14 protein-coding genes are annotated in these 17,732 nt (G+C 72.2%); 12 read left to right on the top strand and 2 right to left on the bottom strand.

Going from position 1 to position 17,732, the window contains the following annotated elements; all coding sequences use genetic code 11:
* Window positions 1-780: 780 nt before the first annotated feature.
* The 6 genes from ACWGKQ_RS50055 (at window position 781) to ACWGKQ_RS50030 (ending at window position 7,653) form a co-directional block, all read left to right on the top strand.
* Entirely contained in the window at window positions 781-2,115 is a 1,335-nt protein-coding gene (locus ACWGKQ_RS50055) for an amidohydrolase family protein (protein ID WP_453298799.1), read from the top strand.
* Between the two features lie 11 nt (window positions 2,116-2,126).
* Window positions 2,127-3,089 carry an ABC transporter permease gene (locus ACWGKQ_RS50050; RefSeq protein WP_453298798.1) on the top strand — a complete coding sequence of 321 codons (963 nt, stop codon included), beginning with the start codon at window positions 2,127-2,129 and terminating at the stop codon, window positions 3,087-3,089.
* The gene (locus ACWGKQ_RS50045; protein WP_453298797.1) at window positions 3,079-3,966 is read left to right on the top strand and encodes an ABC transporter permease; all 888 of its coding nucleotides are present in this window, start codon (window positions 3,079-3,081) and stop codon (window positions 3,964-3,966) included. Before ACWGKQ_RS50050 ends, ACWGKQ_RS50045 begins: the two co-directional genes overlap by 11 nt.
* Before the next feature lie 87 nt (window positions 3,967-4,053).
* Window positions 4,054-5,634: an ABC transporter substrate-binding protein gene (locus ACWGKQ_RS50040; protein WP_453298796.1), complete on the top strand. Its 1,581-nt coding sequence runs from the start codon at window positions 4,054-4,056 to the stop codon at window positions 5,632-5,634.
* Window positions 5,631-6,692: an ABC transporter ATP-binding protein gene (locus tag ACWGKQ_RS50035; protein WP_453298795.1), complete on the top strand. Its 1,062-nt coding sequence runs from the start codon at window positions 5,631-5,633 to the stop codon at window positions 6,690-6,692. Before ACWGKQ_RS50040 ends, ACWGKQ_RS50035 begins: the two co-directional genes overlap by 4 nt.
* Window positions 6,685-7,653 (top strand): ABC transporter ATP-binding protein, encoded by a 969-nt coding sequence (locus ACWGKQ_RS50030; RefSeq protein ID WP_453298794.1) that lies wholly within the window; start codon window positions 6,685-6,687, stop codon window positions 7,651-7,653. The genes ACWGKQ_RS50035 and ACWGKQ_RS50030 overlap by 8 nt, the downstream gene beginning before the upstream one ends.
* Here ACWGKQ_RS50030 and ACWGKQ_RS50025 read toward each other — a convergent pair.
* The gene (locus ACWGKQ_RS50025; RefSeq protein WP_453298793.1) at window positions 7,629-8,408 is read right to left on the bottom strand and encodes an alpha/beta fold hydrolase; all 780 of its coding nucleotides are present in this window, start codon (window positions 8,406-8,408) and stop codon (window positions 7,629-7,631) included. The two genes, ACWGKQ_RS50030 and ACWGKQ_RS50025, sit on opposite strands and share 25 nt — an antisense overlap.
* Entirely contained in the window at window positions 8,408-9,607 is a 1,200-nt protein-coding gene (locus tag ACWGKQ_RS50020) for an Lrp/AsnC family transcriptional regulator (protein ID WP_453298792.1), read from the bottom strand. The genes ACWGKQ_RS50025 and ACWGKQ_RS50020 overlap by 1 nt, the downstream gene beginning before the upstream one ends.
* A gap of 50 nt (window positions 9,608-9,657) precedes the next feature.
* On the opposite strand from ACWGKQ_RS50020, the gene ACWGKQ_RS50015 reads away from it, so the two are divergent.
* The 6 genes from ACWGKQ_RS50015 (at window position 9,658) to ACWGKQ_RS49990 (ending at window position 17,684) form a co-directional block, all read left to right on the top strand.
* Window positions 9,658-10,962, top strand: coding sequence for a metal-dependent hydrolase family protein (locus tag ACWGKQ_RS50015; RefSeq protein WP_453298791.1), 1,305 nt, complete (start codon window positions 9,658-9,660; stop codon window positions 10,960-10,962).
* Window positions 10,963-11,263: 301 nt separating this feature from the next.
* Window positions 11,264-12,706 carry an aldehyde dehydrogenase family protein gene (locus tag ACWGKQ_RS50010; protein ID WP_453298790.1) on the top strand — a complete coding sequence of 481 codons (1,443 nt, stop codon included), beginning with the start codon at window positions 11,264-11,266 and terminating at the stop codon, window positions 12,704-12,706.
* 45 nt (window positions 12,707-12,751) lie between these two features.
* Window positions 12,752-14,722: a 3D-(3,5/4)-trihydroxycyclohexane-1,2-dione acylhydrolase (decyclizing) gene (gene iolD / locus ACWGKQ_RS50005; RefSeq protein ID WP_453298789.1), complete on the top strand. Its 1,971-nt coding sequence runs from the start codon at window positions 12,752-12,754 to the stop codon at window positions 14,720-14,722.
* A complete protein-coding gene (locus ACWGKQ_RS50000) occupies window positions 14,719-15,498 on the top strand; it encodes an HpcH/HpaI aldolase family protein (protein ID WP_453298788.1) in 780 nt (259 codons plus the stop codon). The genes iolD and ACWGKQ_RS50000 overlap by 4 nt, the downstream gene beginning before the upstream one ends.
* A 16-nt stretch (window positions 15,499-15,514) precedes the next feature.
* Window positions 15,515-16,732, top strand: a complete 1,218-nt coding sequence (locus ACWGKQ_RS49995) for a Gfo/Idh/MocA family protein (protein ID WP_453298787.1) — start codon at window positions 15,515-15,517, stop codon at window positions 16,730-16,732.
* Between the two features lie 4 nt (window positions 16,733-16,736).
* Window positions 16,737-17,684 (top strand): NAD(P)-dependent oxidoreductase, encoded by a 948-nt coding sequence (locus ACWGKQ_RS49990; protein WP_453298786.1) that lies wholly within the window; start codon window positions 16,737-16,739, stop codon window positions 17,682-17,684.
* The last annotated feature ends 48 nt before the right edge of the window (window positions 17,685-17,732 follow it).

Here is a 17,732-nt window from a genome sequence, read left to right as displayed (position 1 = left end):
GGCGGGTCCGGGGCCGACACGCCCCGGACCCGCCCTTTCGGTTCGTCACCGCCGCCGCGGCGCGACGGTCGGAGCGCGCCTGCGACGGTGACCGGTGGCTTTTCAGCCTGCGCGGACACCGCGGGGGCACCACCCGACGCGGCCTCTCACCGCCGAGCCGACCGCCGACGGGCGCTCAGCCGGCCGCCCGTCCGCCCCCCCCACCGCTCACTCGCTGTCCACGCGGTGGACGGCAGCCGAGAGGCCGCAGCTCAACTCGCCTCGCCAACCTGTTGATGCCCGCCCGCGCACGCAATGCCGTGGCGATGCCGGCGCCCGGTTCGGTGCCGGCAGTGCCGCCTCCGGCGTCCCGGCGCGCACACGGGAGCGTCGACTCCCGCGACTCGGCCGTGGCGGAAATCTGCGCCTCCAGGCGCGGCGGATTCCTGCGCGTCCGGTACGGAACTCCGGCGAAATCTGCGCCGTAACACCGGCAGGCGATCCCCCGCCCACACTCCTCGGTGTCAGTTCCCACCGGGAGGTGAACAAACCATGACGAAATCTGTCGAGCCAGCGGGTATCCGCACCGCACCGCGCGCGGATCGCACGGCCGGTGCACGGTACCGGGGCGATGTGCGCCCCGACCGTCGCGGTCGTCACCGCACCGAGGGAACGGTCACTCATTCCGGCCCCGCCGCGACCGCCTCCACCACTCGGTGCGCCGCCGTCACGGTCCGGGCCGGGCACGCGGACGGCCACTGGGCGCCGCCCGGTTTCCGGCCACCGACCGAGGAGCTTTGGATGGCGGAGCGAACGGTCCTTTCCGGCGTGACGTTGATCGACGGCACGGGAAGTGCCCCGCGGACGGACATGTCCGTGGTGATCGACGGCGCCGTGATCACCGAAGTGGGTCCGGCCGAAAGGACGGTGACGTCTCCTCAGGACCAGGTGTACGACCTGCCGGGGACGACACTGCTGCCGGGCCTCATCGACTGCCATGTGCATCTGCGGTCCAACGCGGGCGCCCGGCCCCGGGACGTGCATCTGTGGAACATGCTGACCTCGGTCGAGGAGCAGACCCTGCACGCCGCCGCCAACGCCCGTGAGGCACTGCGGTCGGGTTTCACCACGGTCCGTGACACCGCGGGTTCGCTGCCCGAGGTGGCCGTCAAGCACGCGATGGACGAGCACGTCCTCGACGGGGCGCGGGTCGTCGCCTCCGGTCTGGTCGGCATGACCGCCGGACACGGTGACATGTTCTGCCCGGCGACGCTCGACGAGAAGCGGATGTGGGCTCCGGCCGACGGCGCCGACGAGTGCCGCAAGCGCGTCCGGGAGTACGCCCGGATGGGCGTGGACCTGATCAAGATCTGCACCAGCGGCGGCACGCTCTCCATCGGCGACAAGACCGGGTGGCGCAACTACACGGACGCCGAGATCGACGCCATCGTCGACGAGGCGCACGCCCTGGACCTGCGGGTGGCGGCGCATGCGCACAGCCGGGCCGGGATCGAGGCGGCCCTGTGCGCCGGGGTGGACACCCTGGAGCACGGCTCCGAACTCGACGAAGACCTCATCGAGTTGATGCTGGAACAGGGCACCTTCCTCTGCCCGACCCTCACCCTCAGCGAGTTCATGGCGGAACACGGTCACCGGCGTGGCCTGTCCGCCGAGCATCTGGACAAGGCAGAGCGGCTGCGCGAGCGCCGGCTCCTCTCCGTCCGCCGGGCCCATCAGGCCGGCGTACGGATGATCGCGGGCAGCGACTCCTCCAACACCATGCGGTTCGGCTCCCACGCCCGGGAACTGCAGTTGCTGCACGAACAGGTCGGCATGACGCCGATGCAGGCCCTGGTGGCGGCGACCTCCGCGGCCGCCGACGCCCTCGGTCTCGGGGGCCGGACCGGAACCGTCGCCCCGGGGATGTGCGCGGACCTGCTGCTCGTGGACGGTGACCCGCTCGCCGACCTGGGCCTGCTCGGGGACCGGCGGCGGTTGCGCGCGGTACTGCGCGAGGGCCGGGCCATGGACCCGAACGCGGCCACGTCCGTCCCCCAGGGCCTGGCCGCGAGGCGCCGGACCGCAGAGACCGACCGGGTGCCGCCTCGCTCGCCGGCATCCGCCACCGCGGGATAGGGAGACGACAATTGCTGCGTTATCTGCTGATCCGGATCGCCCGGGCGCTCGCCGTCGTCCTGTGCCTGAGCGCCGTCGTGTTCCTGCTCGCGCACCTGATCCCCGGCGATCCGGCGACCCTGATCGCCGGCGAGAACTCCACGCCCGAGCTGCGCGCCCAGATCACCCGGGAGCTGGGGCTCGACCAGCCCGTGTGGTCGCAGTACCTCAGCTGGCTCGGGCACGCCGTCCGGGGCGACCTCGGAACGTCCCTGCTCGACGGGCAGAGCGTCGCCGCCCAGGTTTCCGACCGGCTGCCGGTGAGCCTGGAACTCTCCGTCTACGCCGCGGTGATCGCGGCCGTGTGGGGCATCCCGGCGGGCATCTGGTCCGCCATGCACCAGGGCCGGGCGGTCGACCGGCTGGTCAACGGCACCGCGTTCCTGGGGCTCGCCTTCCCGCCGTTCGTCGTCGGCACGGTCATGGTCCTGCTGGTGAGCAGACTGACCCCGGGCTGGCCGCTGTTCTCCTTCGTGCCGTTCGACCAGGACCCGCTGCTCAACCTCCAGGACCTGCTGCTGCCCGCGGTGGCGCTGGGCATCCCGTTCGGCGCCACGCTCTGCCGCTACATGCGGGCCGCCGTCCTCGACGTGGCGGGCCAGGACTTCATGCGGACCGCGGCGGCGAAGGGTGCCGGGCGGCGGCGCCTGATGCTGCGGCACGCCCTGCGCAACGCGCTGGTGCCCGTGGTCACCGCGGGCGGTCTCCAGCTCGGGGTGCTGGTCGGCGGCACCGTCATCGTCGAGCAGGTCTTCGCCCTTCCCGGACTCGGCTCACTGATCGTCAACTCCATCACCCAGCACGACTTCACGGTGGTCCAGGGGGCGGTCCTCGCGCTCGGCGCCTCCTATGTGGTGATCAACCTGGTGACCGACCTGCTCTACCCGCTCATCGACCCCCGGATCCGGACGACAGGAGCACGTCGTGACGGCTGAGACCGTACTGCCCGACGCGGGCGCGACCGTGACCGCGAGGGCCGCCCGGCGACGGCCGTTCCGCGGCTGGAACCCGACCCTCACCACAGGTGTCTGCCTGCTCGGCGGCCTGGTGCTGACCTCCCTGGTCGTCACCGGCTTCGGTCCCTACTCCGCGGAGGACGTCGGCAACGCCCTGCTCGGCGGACCCACCGGCAGCCACTGGCTGGGCACCGACAACCTCGGCCGCGACCTGTTCACCAGGACCTTCGTCGCCGCGCTGCACTCCCTGCTGGTCGCCTTCGGGGCCACCACGCTCGCCGCGCTGATCGGCGTGCCCATCGGTCTCCTCGCGGGCTACAGCGGCCGGCGGGTGGACGGGGTGCTGATGGCGGTGATGGACATCGCGATGTCCATCCCCTCGGTGCTGCTCGCGCTGGTGCTGGTCTCCGTGTTCACGCCGGGCACGGCGGTCCTCGTCGTGGGCATGGGGCTGATCTTCGTACCGTACTTCGCCCGGATCGTCCGCGCTCCGGCGCTGACCGTGCGCGAACGCGACTTCGTCTCGGCGGCCCGGATCGCCGGGGTGATCCCGCCGGTGATCATCGGCCGCCATGTGCTGCCGAACGTGCTGTCCTCCGCGCTCGTCCAGTACGCCAACACGGCAGCCACCTGCGTGCTGGTGGAGGCGTCCCTGAGCTATCTGGGCCTCGGCATCCAGCCGCCGACACCGAGCTGGGGCCGAATGATCTTCGAGGGTCAGCGCTACATGGCGCACGACCCGCTGCTCGTGATCGTCCCCGGGATCACGCTCGCCGTGGCCACGGCGGCCTTCGGCCTGATCTCCGACGGCCTCCAGGAGCGGATCGACCCGCGCGGCACCCGCCGTACGCCCTGATCCACACCCCGTCCGCTTCTCGATTTCCCCCCACCACCTGGCATCTCTCCTCGCTCACCCAACCCTCAGGCACAGGCGGTCATGATCATGAACCACGGGTACACCCGCAGAACCACCCTCGCGCTCGGCGGCGGCACGCTGGCCGCGGCTCTCCTCTCGGGGTGCGGCGGCACGGCGACGACGGCCGCCAAGAGCAACGGCAAGCCCGTCAGCGGCGGTTCGCTCACCATCGGCCTCGACGCCGAGCCGACCACGGGCTTCGACCCGCAGGTGGCGCAGGCGTACAACGACCAGCAGATCATCTCCCAGTTCTACGAGGGGCTGCTCAGCCTCGACGACAAGGGCCAGGTCCAGCCCGGCCTGGCCAAGAGCTACCGGCAGGTCGACGCCACCACCCACCGCTTCACCCTCCGCGACGGCGTGACCTTCCACGACGGCAGCAAACTCACCACCGACGACGTCATCTTCAGCCTGGAACGGCTGATGGACCCCGCCATCAAGTCGCCGTTCACCCAGCAGTACAAGATCAAGAAGGTCACCGCGGTGGACGCCAGCACCGTGGAGGTCAAGCTCAGCGCCCCGCAGCCGTCCCTCTACCACTTCCTGGCCCGCCCCTGGAGCGGCGCCATCATGAGCAAGAAGTGGACCACGGCCCACACCGAGGACCAGATCAAGACGGCCGAGAACGGCACCGGGCCCTTCAAGCTCACGAAGTGGACCAAGGGCGTCTCCATCCAGCTCGCCGCCCACACCGGCTACTGGCAGAAGCCGAAGCCCTACCTCTCCTCCGTCACCTACCGCCTCATCCCCGACGAGACCTCGCGGGTGGCCTCCCTGCGCTCCGGCGCCGTCCAACTGATGGCCTTCCGCGACCTGCGGCTGGTGGACGACCTCAAGAAGACGGCCGGCATCACCGAGGCCAACGGGCCGCTCGTCTCCAGCGTCTGGATCAACATGAACACGCTGAGCGGGCCCCTTGCCGACAAGCGGGTACGGCAGGCGTTCAACCTCGCCGTCGACCGCCAGGCACTGATCAAGACCCTCGGCGGCGGCGACTCCGCCACCCTCGGCTATGTCATCCCGCCCCAGGACCCGTACGGCACCACCCCGACCTCCGCCGACACCGTGTACGCGCAGAACCAGGCCAAGGCCAAGGAACTGCTCCGGGCCGCCGGCCAGACCAAGGTCACCCTCGAACTGGTCGCGCCCAGCGACCCGGCCTACGGCCCCGACATCTCCGCCATGGAGCTGATGAAGGCCCAGCTGGCCCAGGTCGGCATCACCCTGAACCTCAAGCTGACCCCGTTCGCCACGGTCGTCCCGCGCGTGCTGTCCGGCGACTACAGCAACATGATCATGATGACGAGCGTACTCAACGCCGACCCCAGCCAGTACCTCAGCCTCTGGTTCGCCAAGGGCGGCCCGGCCACCAAGGTCAAGGACCAGCATCTGTGGGACCAGATGGCGGCCGCGGCGAGCGAGAGTGACGACAGCAAGCGGGTCAGCCTCTACCACCAGCTCGCCCAGTACATCGCCGACCAGTGCTACCTGATGGTGCCCTACGCCAAGGCGGTACGCGGCGAGGCCTGGACCGACAAGGTGGGCGGCTACCGGCCGGACGCCACGGCCACCCGTCTCGAACTCAAGAGCACCTGGCTGGCCTCGTGACAGCCGGTGCACCGACCACCGCGCCGGCCGCCACCGCGGCCCGCGCCGGGGGCCGGGTCCTCGACATCTACGGGCTGCGCATCGGCTTCGGCGGCTCGGAGGTCGTCTCCGGCGTGGACCTGCGCGTCGAACGCGGTGAGGTGGTCGGCCTGATCGGCGAGAGCGGCTGCGGCAAGTCCAGCGTCGCCCTCGCCGCCATGGGCCTGCTCGGTCCCGGCGCCTCGGTCGGCGCCGACCGGCTGGAGGCCTGCGGCACCGACCTGCTGAGCAGCGGGCCCCGCGATCTCGAAAGCCTGCGCGGCAACCGGGTGGCCATGGTCTTCCAGGAGCCCATGACCTCGCTCAACCCGTGCATGCGGATCGGCGCCCAGGTGGCCGAGGTGCTGCGGATCCACGGCCGGGCGAACCGGCAGGAGGCCCGGGACCGGGCCGTGGAGCTGCTGCGCGCGGTGGAGATCCCCTCGCCGGAGCGCAGGGCGCGGCAGTTCCCGCACGAACTCTCCGGCGGGATGCGGCAGCGCGTCGTCATCGCCATCGCGATGGCCGGCGACCCGCAGCTGCTGCTGGCCGACGAACCGACGACCGCGCTGGACGTCACCGTGCAGGCCGAGATCCTGCAACTGCTGCGCTCGCTGCAACAGGAGCACGGCATGGGCATGTTGCTCATCTCGCACGACCTCGGCGTCATCACCGCCATGTGCGACCGGGTGCAGGTGATGTACGCCGGCCAGGTCGTCGAGTCCGGTACGACCGGCCAGGTGCTGACCGCGCCCCGGCACCCGTACACCCGCGCGCTGCTCGCGGCGGTGCCGCGGATGCGGGACAGCGACGGCGACGGCAACCGGCTCACCGCGATCCGCGGCCAGCTCACGGACGACGACCGACGCCGCCCCGGCTGCCGCTTCGCGTCCCGCTGCCCGAGCGTCACCGAAGCCTGCGCCGCCCCGCAGCAGCTGCGCGAGCTCGGAGCAGGGCGGACGTCCCGCTGCTGGCGTGAGACGGAGGAAGAGATGGCCACGAAGACGACGCCGGAGCCGAGGAGCGAGAGCGATGAATGAGACGCCGCTGCTGGAACTCGCGGGGGTCGGGCACACCTTCGGGCACGGGCCCGGCCGTTCGGGCGTCCGCGCCGTGGACGACGTCTCGCTCACTCTGAGCCGCGGCGAGACCGTGGGCCTGGTCGGCGAGTCCGGCTGCGGCAAGAGCACCCTCGGCCGGATCGCGACCCGGCTGTACCGGCCCACGCAGGGGGCCGTGCGGTTCGAGGGCCGGGACATGACCCACCGGCCGGACGGCACCGACCTCAAGGCCTTCCGCCGGGCGGTGCAGATGGTGTTCCAGGACCCCAACAGCTCGCTCAACCCCCGGCTGCCCGTGGGCGCGAGCATCGAGGAGCCGCTGCGGGCCCGGCGGGTGCCGCGCGCCGACCGGCGGGACCGGCTGGCGCGGGTGCTGGAGGAGGTCGGCCTGGACAGTACGGCCGCCGTCCGCTATCCGCACGAGTTCTCCGGCGGGCAGCGCCAACGCCTCGCCCTGGCCCGTGCGTTGGCTCCGCAGCCGGCCGTGATCGTCCTCGACGAGCCGACCTCCGCGCTGGACGTCTCCATCCAGGCGCAGATCCTCAACCTCCTCCAGGACGTCCAGCAACAGGACCGCATCGCCTACCTGTTCATCTCGCACAACCTCGGCGTGGTCCGCCATCTCAGCAGCCGGGTCGCCGTGATGTACCTCGGCTCGATCGTCGAACTCGCCCCGTCGCGGCGGCTGTTCGAGGCGCCGCAGCACCCCTACTCCCGGGCACTGCTGTCCTCCGTCCTGGAGCCGGGCGACGGTCCCGGCACGGGCGGGCGGATCGAGCTGAAGGGCGAACTGCCGTCACCGGCGGACGTCCCGTCCGGCTGTCCCTTCTCCTCCCGCTGCTGGCTGGCCGACGACCGCTGCCGGGCCGAGCGGCCCGCGCTCGTCGAGCAGGCCCCCGGACACCTGACGGCCTGTCACAAACCGGGCGAGGCCGGGTGATCGGACGGCAGCGCCCGCAGCAGCGCCGCCACGAAGCCCGGGACGTCGTCCGTCACCATGTGATGGTCGGCGTCGGGCACCTCGACGACCGGGATACCGGCCCGCCGGACCCCGTCCTCGCCCGGGTACGGCCGGCTTCGGGCACCGACGATCAGGACGCGCGGCTGCGGCAGGCCGTGGAACAGCTCCGCCACCCCCGGAGTCGTGCCGCGCACCAGGCCGACGGCGCTGCGGTGCACGATCGCCGGGTCCGCGGTCCGCATGCGGGCCGCGTACTCGGGTGCCAGTCCGGCCAGCAGGGCCCGGAAGCCACGGCCGACGAAGTCCCGCTCCGGCTGGGCGGCGATGGCGCTGCTGTAGAGCCCGCCGCCCGCCAGCAGGTTGGGCTCGGCCACGACCACCCGTGAACACAACTCGGGCCTCCTGGCGGCCAGTACGATCGCCACCGCGCCGCCCATCGAGTGCCCGACGAGCACCGCGCCCCGGACCGCGCAGTGGTCGAGGACGGCCGCCACGGTCTCCGCATGCGCCTCCAGCGTGCCCGGGAACGTCTCCGGGCGGTCGCTGTAGCCGTGCCCGAACAGGTCGACGAGGATCGCCCGCCGCCCGGCCAGACCCGGATGCGCGGCGATGCCCGGGAAGTCCGCGGAACCGGCGGACCCCAGCCCGTGCAGGTACACGTGCGGGGCGCCCTCGCCCGGGATGTCGGTCCAGCGCACACGGGCGCCGGCCGAGGGAACGTACAGGGAACGCATCACCGCTCCTGCACTCTGTCGAGGGCGTCCAGGGCGCCGAAGCCGCTGTACGGGGACACCGCGGCCTCCGGCGCCTGCCGGGTCTCCTGCGGGTGCCGCAGCGGTACGACGCCCACGCAGTGGCCGTCCCGGTCCAGCAGTCGCCCCATGTGCTTGACGGTGCTGAGGACCACCGAGCGGTCGTCGATCCGCAGCCGCGGCAGCCGCCGTGCGAGGTGGACCTCGAAGGTGTGCACATCGGCGAGCGTGCGCAGCCAGACGTCGATCACCAGGTTGTGCGGGCCGGTGGTGATCGCGCAGGACCGGACCTCCCGTACGCCGGACAGGACCCGGCCGGTCTCCTCCAGGTACTGGGCGGGCACGGACGCGAAGTACACGGCGGACATCGGCCACCCGGACAGCGGCCTGGCCAGGTCACAGCGCAGGCTCACCCGGGAGGCGAGCAGCGACTGGAGCCGACGGCGCACCGTGGTGGCTCCGCCGCCGGTGGCATCCGCGAGGTCGCAGATCGACATCCGGCCGTCCGTGCTGAGCAGTTCCAGCAGCTGGGCGTCCAGGGGATCCCAGGCCGGCACGGTGGTCGGCCGCTGATCCGGCGGGACGTCCGAGAGGCGGCCGGCCTCCAGCCGGGCGCACTGCGCGTCGTCCAGTTCACGCAGTCGCCAGCGGCTGCCCTCGGTGGGCACGCCGGTCGAGACGTGCGTCCGGGTCGCCCGGACCCCCGGCGTCCGCTGGAACAGCAGGGTGGTGAGGCGGGCGAGTTCGTTGAGGTCCGTGGCCTGTACCGTGGCCATCAGATCGCGGCCGCCCGCGGTGAGTTTGACGTTCGCCACCGAGTGCTCCGCGGCGAGGGCCCGGGCCACCTCGTGCGCCCGGCCGGGCTCGGTGTCGACCTCGATGATGCCGGTCACCACGATGCGGTAGTCGGACAGCCGGGGATAGGCGGTCACCCAGGCCAGGCCCGCGTCCCGCAGCCGCCGCCAACGCCGGGCCGCCGTCACCGGGTTGACCGCCAGCACGTCACCCACCAGCGTCCACGGGGCCCGCGGATGGACCTGGAGCGCGTGGACGACGCGGAGGTCCAGCTCATCAAGGCCGTCCGCGGTGGAATCCTGCGCTTTCTGGACCGGCGCATTCCTGCGTGTCTCCGTGGAATCCCCACGCGAAGCTGCACCGCGGCACGGGGCGCTCTTGTTCATTCCACACTCCATTTCGCCTGTTCCCGATATCGAGGAGTGCTGCGATCTCCATGACCGAAGCCACGACGCACCAGATCTCCAGGACTGCGCTGCGGGTCGAGAACGCCCGCCTCGTCGACGGCACCGGCGCCCTCCCGGTGGACGATGCCGTCGTGGTCGCGGACGCGGCCGGAGTCCTCACCTACGCCGGCCCCGCCGCCCTGGCCCCGCCGGCCACCGGGGACCCCTCGGCGCTGCGTGTCATCGACGCCGGGGGCCGTACCGTGCTCCCCGGCTTCTTCGACTGCCACACCCATCTGGCCTACGCGTACGGCTCGCCGCCCGGCCGCCGTGCCGAGCTCGACCCGGTCCTGGTCACCTACGACACCGCGGCGCGGCTGCGGCAGACGCTCGACGCGGGCATCACCACCGCCCGTGACCTGGGCGGCCTCTCCACCGGCTACCGCACCGCCGTCGAGACCGGCCGCATCCTGGGCCCCCGGCTGCACACGGCCGTACGCATCATCAGTCACACCGGCGGCCATGCGGACTTCCGGCTGCTCGACGGCACCGACCTCACCGGCGGCGAGATGGCCGAACTCGCCGACACCGTGGACGAGTCGCGGCTCGCCGTGCGCCGAACGCTGCGCGCCGGCGCGGACCTGATCAAGATCTGCGCCACCGGTGGCATGGCCAGCCCCTACGACCAGCCCGAGGACGAGGGCCTGCTGGAGGAGGAGATCCGGGCGGTCGTGGACGAGTGCCGGCGCCACGGCGGCAAGCCGGTCGCCGCCCACGCCCAGGGCACCGCGGGCATCCTCAACGCGATCCGCGGCGGGGTCACCAGCATCGAGCACGGCTACGGCCTGGACGCCCAGGCACTGGAGATGGCGGGCGAACGGGGCGTCTTCATCGTGCCGACGCTGTCGACGGTCTTCGGCGGAATCAACAAGGACGCCATGCCGGAGCACCACTACCGCAAGAAGGTCCGCTGGTCGGGCGTCACCAAGGAGAACATCGCCCGCGCCATCGAGCAGGGCGCCCGGATCGCGCTCGGCACCGACGCCGCCGTCTGCCCGCACGGCCGGAACCTGAGGGAACTCGGCCACCTCGTGGACCTCGGCATGGATCCCATGGCCGCGATCGTCGCGGGCACCCGCACCTCGGCCGAACTCCTGGGCCTGGCCGACCGCCTCGGTACGCTCACGGCGGGCAAGACCGCCGACCTGGTCCTGTGCGACGGCGACCCGCTCGCGGACATCGGCGTACTCGGGGATCCCGCGAACATCGTGTGCGTGGTCCAGGACGGCGTCGTGCGCAAGGACCTCCTGCCCACGGCGGAACCGACCGGAGCCAACGGAACAGAGGCCCGCTGAGCTCCGCCACCGCGCCAGACCGTCACTCATGCCGGGAGCATAGGGACGACCCGGGCACCGCCGAACCGCTCCGTTCCGCTGAGCAGACCGCCCGCCGAGGGGCGGAGGCCGTCAAGCCACTCACGATGATGGAAAAAAGACGGCACCGATGATGGACAAATGATTTATTCGAGGGCTTCAGTAATTCCTCCGCGTCGACCTAGCGTTGCGAGCACGTAAACGGCCTGGCCGTTGGCCTGCGGGACCCGCGTGACATGTCCCGCACGGCCGTGCTCTGACGATCTCCTGAAGGGAGAGGGCGATGGCGCCCGTGGAGTTGCTGATCGGCAGCCGGTGGCAGGTGGCCCGGGGTACCGGGCGGACCCGAGAGATCACCTCACCGTTCGACGGTTCGACCGTGGGCACGGTGGCCCTCGCCGGAACCGAGGACGTCGAGGCCGCCCTCGCGGCGGCGGAGCGCGGCGCGGCGGTCTGGCGCCGCACTCCCGCCCACGAGCGGATGCGCATCCTGCTGCGCGCCGCGGAACTCGCCGACGAGCGGGCCCCGAAGACCGCGCAGACCATCAGCGCGGAGTCCGGCAAGACCATCACCGAAGCGACCGGCGAGGCGTCCCGCTCCGGCGACCTGATCCGGCTCGCCGCCTTCGAGGGCACGCAGCTCTACGGCGAGACCCTGCCGCTCGACGCCAACCGCGGCACGGGCCAGGACAAGCTCGGCTTCACCCTGCGCCAGCCCTGCGGGATCGTCGTGGCCATCACGCCGTTCAACTACCCGGCGCTGCTGGTCCTGCACAAGCTCGCCCCGGCCCTGGCGGCCGGCAACGCGGTCATCCTGAAGCCGGCCACCAGCACCCCGCTGACCGCCCTCGAACTCGCCGAGTGCTTCGTGGACGCGGGCCTGCCGGAAGGCGTGCTCTCCGTGCTCGTCGGCTCGGGCTCGGTGCTGGGCGACGCGCTCGTCACCGACCCCCGCGTCCGGAAGATCTCCTTCACCGGCTCGACCGCCACCGGCGAGCACATCTCCCGCGTGGCCGGGGTGAAGAAGCTGTCCCTGGAGCTGGGCGCCTCCTGCCCGGTCGTGGTGCTGCCGGACGCCGACATCGAGGCCGCGGCCGGCGCCGTCGCCCTCGGCGGGTACGTCAACGCCGGACAGGTCTGCATCTCCGTCCAGCGGGTGATCACTCACCCCGCCGTCACCGGTGACTTCCTGGACGCCCTGGTCCCCAAGGTCGAGGCCATCCGCACCGGCGACCCCTCCTCCCCCGACACCACGATGGGCGCGCTCATCACCACCGCGGAGGCGGAGCGCGTCGAGCGGGCCATCGCCCAGGCAGCCGTGGACGGGGCGCGGGTCCTGACCGGCGGCGCGCGCGACGGAGCGGTGGTGCAGGCCGCCGTCGTCGCCGACGTCGACCCCCAATCCCCGTTCAGCCAGCAGGAGTTGTTCGGCCCCGCCGTCGCCGTCAGCTCGGCCGCGGACTGGGAGTCCGCGATCGCGCAGGCCAACGGCACCGCGTACGGCCTCGGCGCCGGCATCTTCACCTCCGACGTCGCCGGAGCGGTCCGCGCGATCCGGGAGATCGACGCCGGTTCCGTCCACATCAACTGGACGCCGCTGTGGCGCGCCGACCTGATGCCGTACGGCGGCCTGAAGGGCAGCGGCTACGGCAAGGAAGGCCCGCGCGCCGCCGTCAGCGAGATGACCGAGGTCAAGACCATCGTGCTGCACGGCCGCCCCTGGTGACCCGGTCACCCTCCCCTCGCACAACCCCCGATCAGGAGCCGACCCATGACTGACCGGACGCCACAGCCACCGCGCACGGTGCGCCTCACCGTCGCCCAGGCCGTCGTCATCTACCTCTCGCGGCAGTACTCGGTGGCCGACGGCCACCGCCGCCGCCTCGTCCCCGCCGCCCTCGGCATCTTCGGCCACGGCAACGTGGCCGGACTCGGCCAGGCCCTCGACCAGCTCAGCGACCAACTCCCCTTCGTCCAGGGCCGCAACGAGCAGGCGCTCGTCCACATCGCCACCGCCTACGGCAAGGCGACGCGCAGGCACGCCACGCTCGCCGTCACCGCCTCCATCGGCCCGGGCGCCCTGAACATGGTGACCGGCGCGGGCCTGGCCACCGTCAACCGGCTGCCCGTCCTGCTGCTGCCGGGCGACACCTACGCGACCCGCCACCAGGGCCCCGTGCTCCAGCAGTTGCAGCACCCCATCGAGGCCGACACCTCGGTCAACGACGCCTTCCGGCCCGTCTCCCGCTTCTTCGACCGCATCACCCGGCCCGAGCAGCTGCTGACCGCACTGCCCGCCGCGATGCGCGCGCTCACCGACGTGGACACCGGAGCGGTGGTCGTCTCCCTCCCCCAGGACATCCAGTCGCACGCCTACGACTACCCGGTGGAGTTCTTCGCCGAGCGCGACTGGCCGATCCGCCGCCCGGCCCCGGACGCCGACGAGGTCGCGGCGGTGGCACGCCTGCTCGCCGAGGCCGAGAAGCCGCTGATCATCGCTGGCGGCGGGGTCGTGTACTCCGGTGCCGGCGAGGAACTGGAGGCGCTGGCCGAGGCGGCGGGGATCCCCGTCGCGGAGACGTTCGCCGGCAAGGGCGCCGTCCAGCGCCGCGCCTGGTGGCAGCTCGGCGGCATCGGCCTGGAGGGCACCCCGGCCGTCAACACCCTCGCCCGGGAAGCGGACTTCGTCCTCACCGTGGGCTCCCGGCTGACGGACTTCGCCACCGCCTCGCACTCCGCCTTCGAGAACCCGGAGGTGCGGTTCGCGAGCATCAACGTCAATGTGCACGACGCGGGCCGCCTGGGCGCGACCGGGATCGTGGCCGACGCCAAGCGGGCTCTGGCCGCCCTGACCGACGCCGTACGCACGGACGGCACCAGCACGTCGGCCGCCTGGCAGGAGAAGGTGCGCGCCCTCGACGAGCAGTGGCAGCGGCAGCGTGCCGCCGCGCTCGACCCGGACACGCTCTTCGACTTCGCGTCGCTGGCCGATGACTCCGACGTCGTCCGGGACACCGACGCGGTCCTCACCCAGGGCCAGCTGATCGGCCTGCTCCAGGAGCATGCCCAGTCCGGCGACACGATCATCGCCGCCGCCGGCGGGCCGCCCGGTGACCTGCAGAAGGTGTGGGACGCCACCGAAGGCCGCTTCGCCCACCTGGAGTTCGGCTTCTCCTGCATGGGCTACGAACTGCCCGCCGCGCTCGGCGTCCGCTTCGCCGAGCCGGACCCCTCGAAGCGCGTGCTGTCCCTCCTCGGCGACGGCACCTTCCTGATGGCGCCGACCGAACTGGTCACCGCCGCACAGGAGAAGCTCCCGGTCACGATCGTGATCCCGGAGAACCACGGCTACCAGGTCATCCACCGGCTCCAGATGGGCCGCAACGGGCGGGAGTTCGGCAACGAGTTCCGCTACCGCGACGGCAGCCTGGAGATCGGCTCCGGCAAGCCCGCCCGCCTGGAGGGCGACTACCTCCAGGTCGACCTGGTCAAGACGGCGGAGGGCCTGGGTGCCCGCGCGCTCCGCGCCACCACCGCCGACGAGGTGCGCGCCGCCCTGGCCGGGACCCGCGACCACGAGGGTCCCGTCGTCCTCGTCGTCCCCGTGATCCCGCACGCCGACCTGCCCGGCGCGGGCGTGTGGTGGGACGTGGCCCCGGCCGAGGTCTCTGAGCAGGAAGCGGTCGCGCAACTGCGCAGCGAATACGAAGAGGGCCTGGCGTCTCAGAGGTGGTACGGATGAATCGCTCGCCGTTGGACTTCGGCCGCCTGCGCCGCCGCCTCGCCGCCGGCGAGGCCACCCTCGGCACGTTCGTCGGCCTCGCCTCCCCCGTCTCGGCCGAGGTGTGCGCCGCCGCCGGAGCCGACTGGGTGCTGCTCGACCTCGAACACGGGGCCGGCGGCGAGGAGCAGGTCCGTACGACCGTCCCCGCGGCGGCGGCCTACGGGGTGCCGACCGTCGTACGGGTCGAGTCCGCGGCCCGGATCCGCATCGGCCGCGTCCTCGACCTCGGCGTCGCCGGGGTGATGCTGCCGCGCCTCGACACGGCGGCCGAAGTCCGGGAAGCGATACGGCACCTGAGGTACCCGCCCGCGGGGGATCGGGGCGTGGCCACCTACAACCGGGCCTGCCGTTTCGGACTCGACCCCGAAGCCCTGGACCGCGAGGGGGAGATCCTCGGCGTGGTCCAGATCGAGTCGGCGAGCGCGCTGGACGAGGTCGAGGCCATCGCGGCCCTGGACGGCGTCGACGTGCTGTTCGTCGGCCCCCGCGACCTCAGCCACGACCTCGGCGTGCCGGGCGAGTTCGGTGCGCCCGTCTACCGGGAGGCCCTCGAGCGCGTCCGCAAGGCCGCCGCCGACCACGGCAAGGCCTGCGGACTCCTGGTTCCCGACGGCGCGGCCGCGGCCGCCAAGCGGGCCGAGGGCTGGACGTTCATCGGTATCGGCTCCGACTCGACCCTACTCGCCGCCGCCCTGTCCACCGCGCTCGGCCAGGCCCGGGCCCAGGCCCTGTGACCCTCAGGAGACATCGATGACCCCCAGCACCCCGGGCGCCGCACGCGAGATCGGCGTCGGACTGATCAGCGTCGGCTGGATGGGCAAGCTGCACAGCCGCGCCTACCAGGCACTGCCCTCCGTCTACCCCGAGCTGGGCATCAAGCCCCGGCTCGTGCACGCCGCCGACACCGCCGAGGACCGCGCGGCCTACGCCCGTGACGTCCTCGGCTACGAGAAGGCCTCGACCGACTACCGTGCCGTCCTCGACGACCCGGACGTCGAGGTCGTCTCGATCTGCGCGCCGAACATCCTGCACCACGAGATCGGCATCGCCGCCGCCAAGGCCGGCAAGCCGTTCTGGATCGAGAAGCCGGTCGGGCGCAGCGCCGAGGAGACCGCCGAGGTCGCCGCCGCCGCCCGCGCCGCCGGAGTGGCCACCTCCATCGGCTACAACTACCGGCACGCCCCCGCCGTCGAGCGGGCCCGCCAGCTGATCGCCGAGGGCCGGCTCGGCCGGATCACCAACGTGCGCGCCACCTTCTTCTCCGGCTACGCCTCCGAGCCCAAGGGCGCGCTGTCCTGGCGTTTCAAGCGGGACCTGGCCGGACACGGCGCGCTCGGCGACCTGATGAGCCACGTCGTGGACCTCGTCAGCTACGTGGTGTCCCCCATCAACGAGGTCGCCGCCCTCACCAGCACCGTCTACACCGAGCGCCCCATCCTGCCCATGGGCTCCGGGACGCACTTCGCGGTGATCGAGGACGGCGAGATGGCCGAGGTCGAGAACGACGACTACACCGCCGCCCTGGTCCGCTTCACCGGCGGAGCGGTCGGCACGCTGGAGGCCTCCCGCGTCATCGTCGGGCCGCAGTGCGGCATCGGCTTCGAGATCTACGGCACCGACGGCTCGGTCACCTGGAACTTCGAGCGGATGAACGAACTGCGGATCGCTCTCGGCCGCAGCGGTCCCGACCAGGGCTACACCACGGTTCTCGGCAACGGCCACATGGGCGACTACGCCAGCTTCCAGCCCGGACCGGGCAACAGCATGGGCTACGACGACCTGAAGGTGATCGAGGCCAAGAAGTTCCTCGCCGCCGTGACCGGAGTCGAGCACCACAACTCCACGATCGAGGACGCGCACGCCGTCGCCGAAGTGATCGCGGCGGCCGCCGCCTCCGCGGAGAGCGGCTCCTGGCAGTCGGTGCTCGCGGTGCCCGGCGCGACCTTCGGTCATCTCGCGCGGAGTTGATCGCATGAGCAACCATGTCGTGGTGGCGCTCGGCCCGGTCGACGCCGACACCGTGGCCCCGGTCCTCGGCGAGCGGGTCACCTTCGTCACCGACCCCACCCCCGAGGACCTCGCGGTCGCCGAGGGCGCCATCGTCCGCGCCGACCGGCACGTCGACGCGGACTTCCTGCGGCGGACCCCACGACTGCGGGTCATCGCCCGCACCGGCGTCGGCGTCGACCTGGTCGACGTGGCGGCGGCCTCCGACCGTGGGATCCCGGTGGTGATCACGCCGAACAGCGGCAGCCGTGCGGTCGCCGAGGGCGTGTTCGCCATGGCCCTGCACCTGACCAAGCGACTGCAACCGCTGACCGAGCTGGTGCGGGACGGCAGCTGGGCCGAGCGGAGCACCGTACCGGTCGGCGACCTGGACGGCGCGACCATGGGCATCGTCGGCTACGGCCGGATCGGCCGCCGGGTCGGCGAACTCGCCACCGCGTTCGGGATGCGGATCCTCGCCTACGACCCGTTCAGCGCGGTGCCGTCCGAGTTCGCCTGCGCCGACCTGGGCGAACTCGCCGAGTCGAGCGACGTGCTCACCCTGCACGCGCCGCTCACCAAGGGCACCCGGCACCTCGTGAACGAACAGCTGCTGGCCCGCATCAAGCCGGGGGCGATCCTCATCAACTGCGGCCGGGGCGGCCTGCTCGACCCGGACGCCACCCTGGCCGCCCTGGAGTCGGGCCGGCTGGCGGGTGTCGGACTGGACGTGTTCGACCCCGAGCCGGCCCTCTACCACCCGCTGTTCGACCATCCCGACGTCGTGCTCACCCCGCACCTGATGGGCATGACACGTCGCGCGATGACCCTGACCTTCGTCGATGCCGCCCGCGGTGTCGCGGACGTCCTCGCGGGCCGCGAGCCGGCCGCGGTCGCCGACCCCGACCGGAACCATCGAAAGGCCACGGCATGACCACCCCGCAGCTGAACCGGATCGCCGGCGCGCCCATCTCCTGGGGTG

It is taken from the genome of Streptomyces sp. NPDC054770 (genome assembly GCF_053611985.1).
The sequence above is the reverse complement of the archived record's forward strand: the minus strand, read 5'-3'. Positions and strand labels throughout refer to the sequence as shown.

Bases quoted from the DNA above. Each gene is read 5' to 3' on its own strand.
- ACWGKQ_RS50055 (WP_453298799.1), top strand. From the start codon at position 781: ATGGCGGAGCGAACGGTCCTTTCCGGCGTGACGTTGATCGACGGCACG.
- ACWGKQ_RS50040 (WP_453298796.1), top strand. From the start codon at position 4,054: ATGAACCACGGGTACACCCGCAGAACCACCCTCGCGCTCGGCGGCGGC.
- ACWGKQ_RS50030 (WP_453298794.1), top strand. From the start codon at position 6,685: ATGAATGAGACGCCGCTGCTGGAACTCGCGGGGGTCGGGCACACCTTC.
- ACWGKQ_RS50025 (WP_453298793.1), bottom strand. From the start codon at position 8,408: ATGCGTTCCCTGTACGTTCCCTCGGCCGGCGCCCGTGTGCGCTGGACC.
- ACWGKQ_RS50020 (WP_453298792.1), bottom strand. From the start codon at position 9,607: ATGAACAAGAGCGCCCCGTGCCGCGGTGCAGCTTCGCGTGGGGATTCC.
- ACWGKQ_RS50015 (WP_453298791.1), top strand. From the start codon at position 9,658: ATGACCGAAGCCACGACGCACCAGATCTCCAGGACTGCGCTGCGGGTC.
- ACWGKQ_RS50010 (WP_453298790.1), top strand. From the start codon at position 11,264: ATGGCGCCCGTGGAGTTGCTGATCGGCAGCCGGTGGCAGGTGGCCCGG.
- iolD (WP_453298789.1), top strand. From the start codon at position 12,752: ATGACTGACCGGACGCCACAGCCACCGCGCACGGTGCGCCTCACCGTC.
- ACWGKQ_RS50000 (WP_453298788.1), top strand. From the start codon at position 14,719: ATGAATCGCTCGCCGTTGGACTTCGGCCGCCTGCGCCGCCGCCTCGCC.
- ACWGKQ_RS49995 (WP_453298787.1), top strand. From the start codon at position 15,515: ATGACCCCCAGCACCCCGGGCGCCGCACGCGAGATCGGCGTCGGACTG.
- ACWGKQ_RS49990 (WP_453298786.1), top strand. From the start codon at position 16,737: ATGAGCAACCATGTCGTGGTGGCGCTCGGCCCGGTCGACGCCGACACC.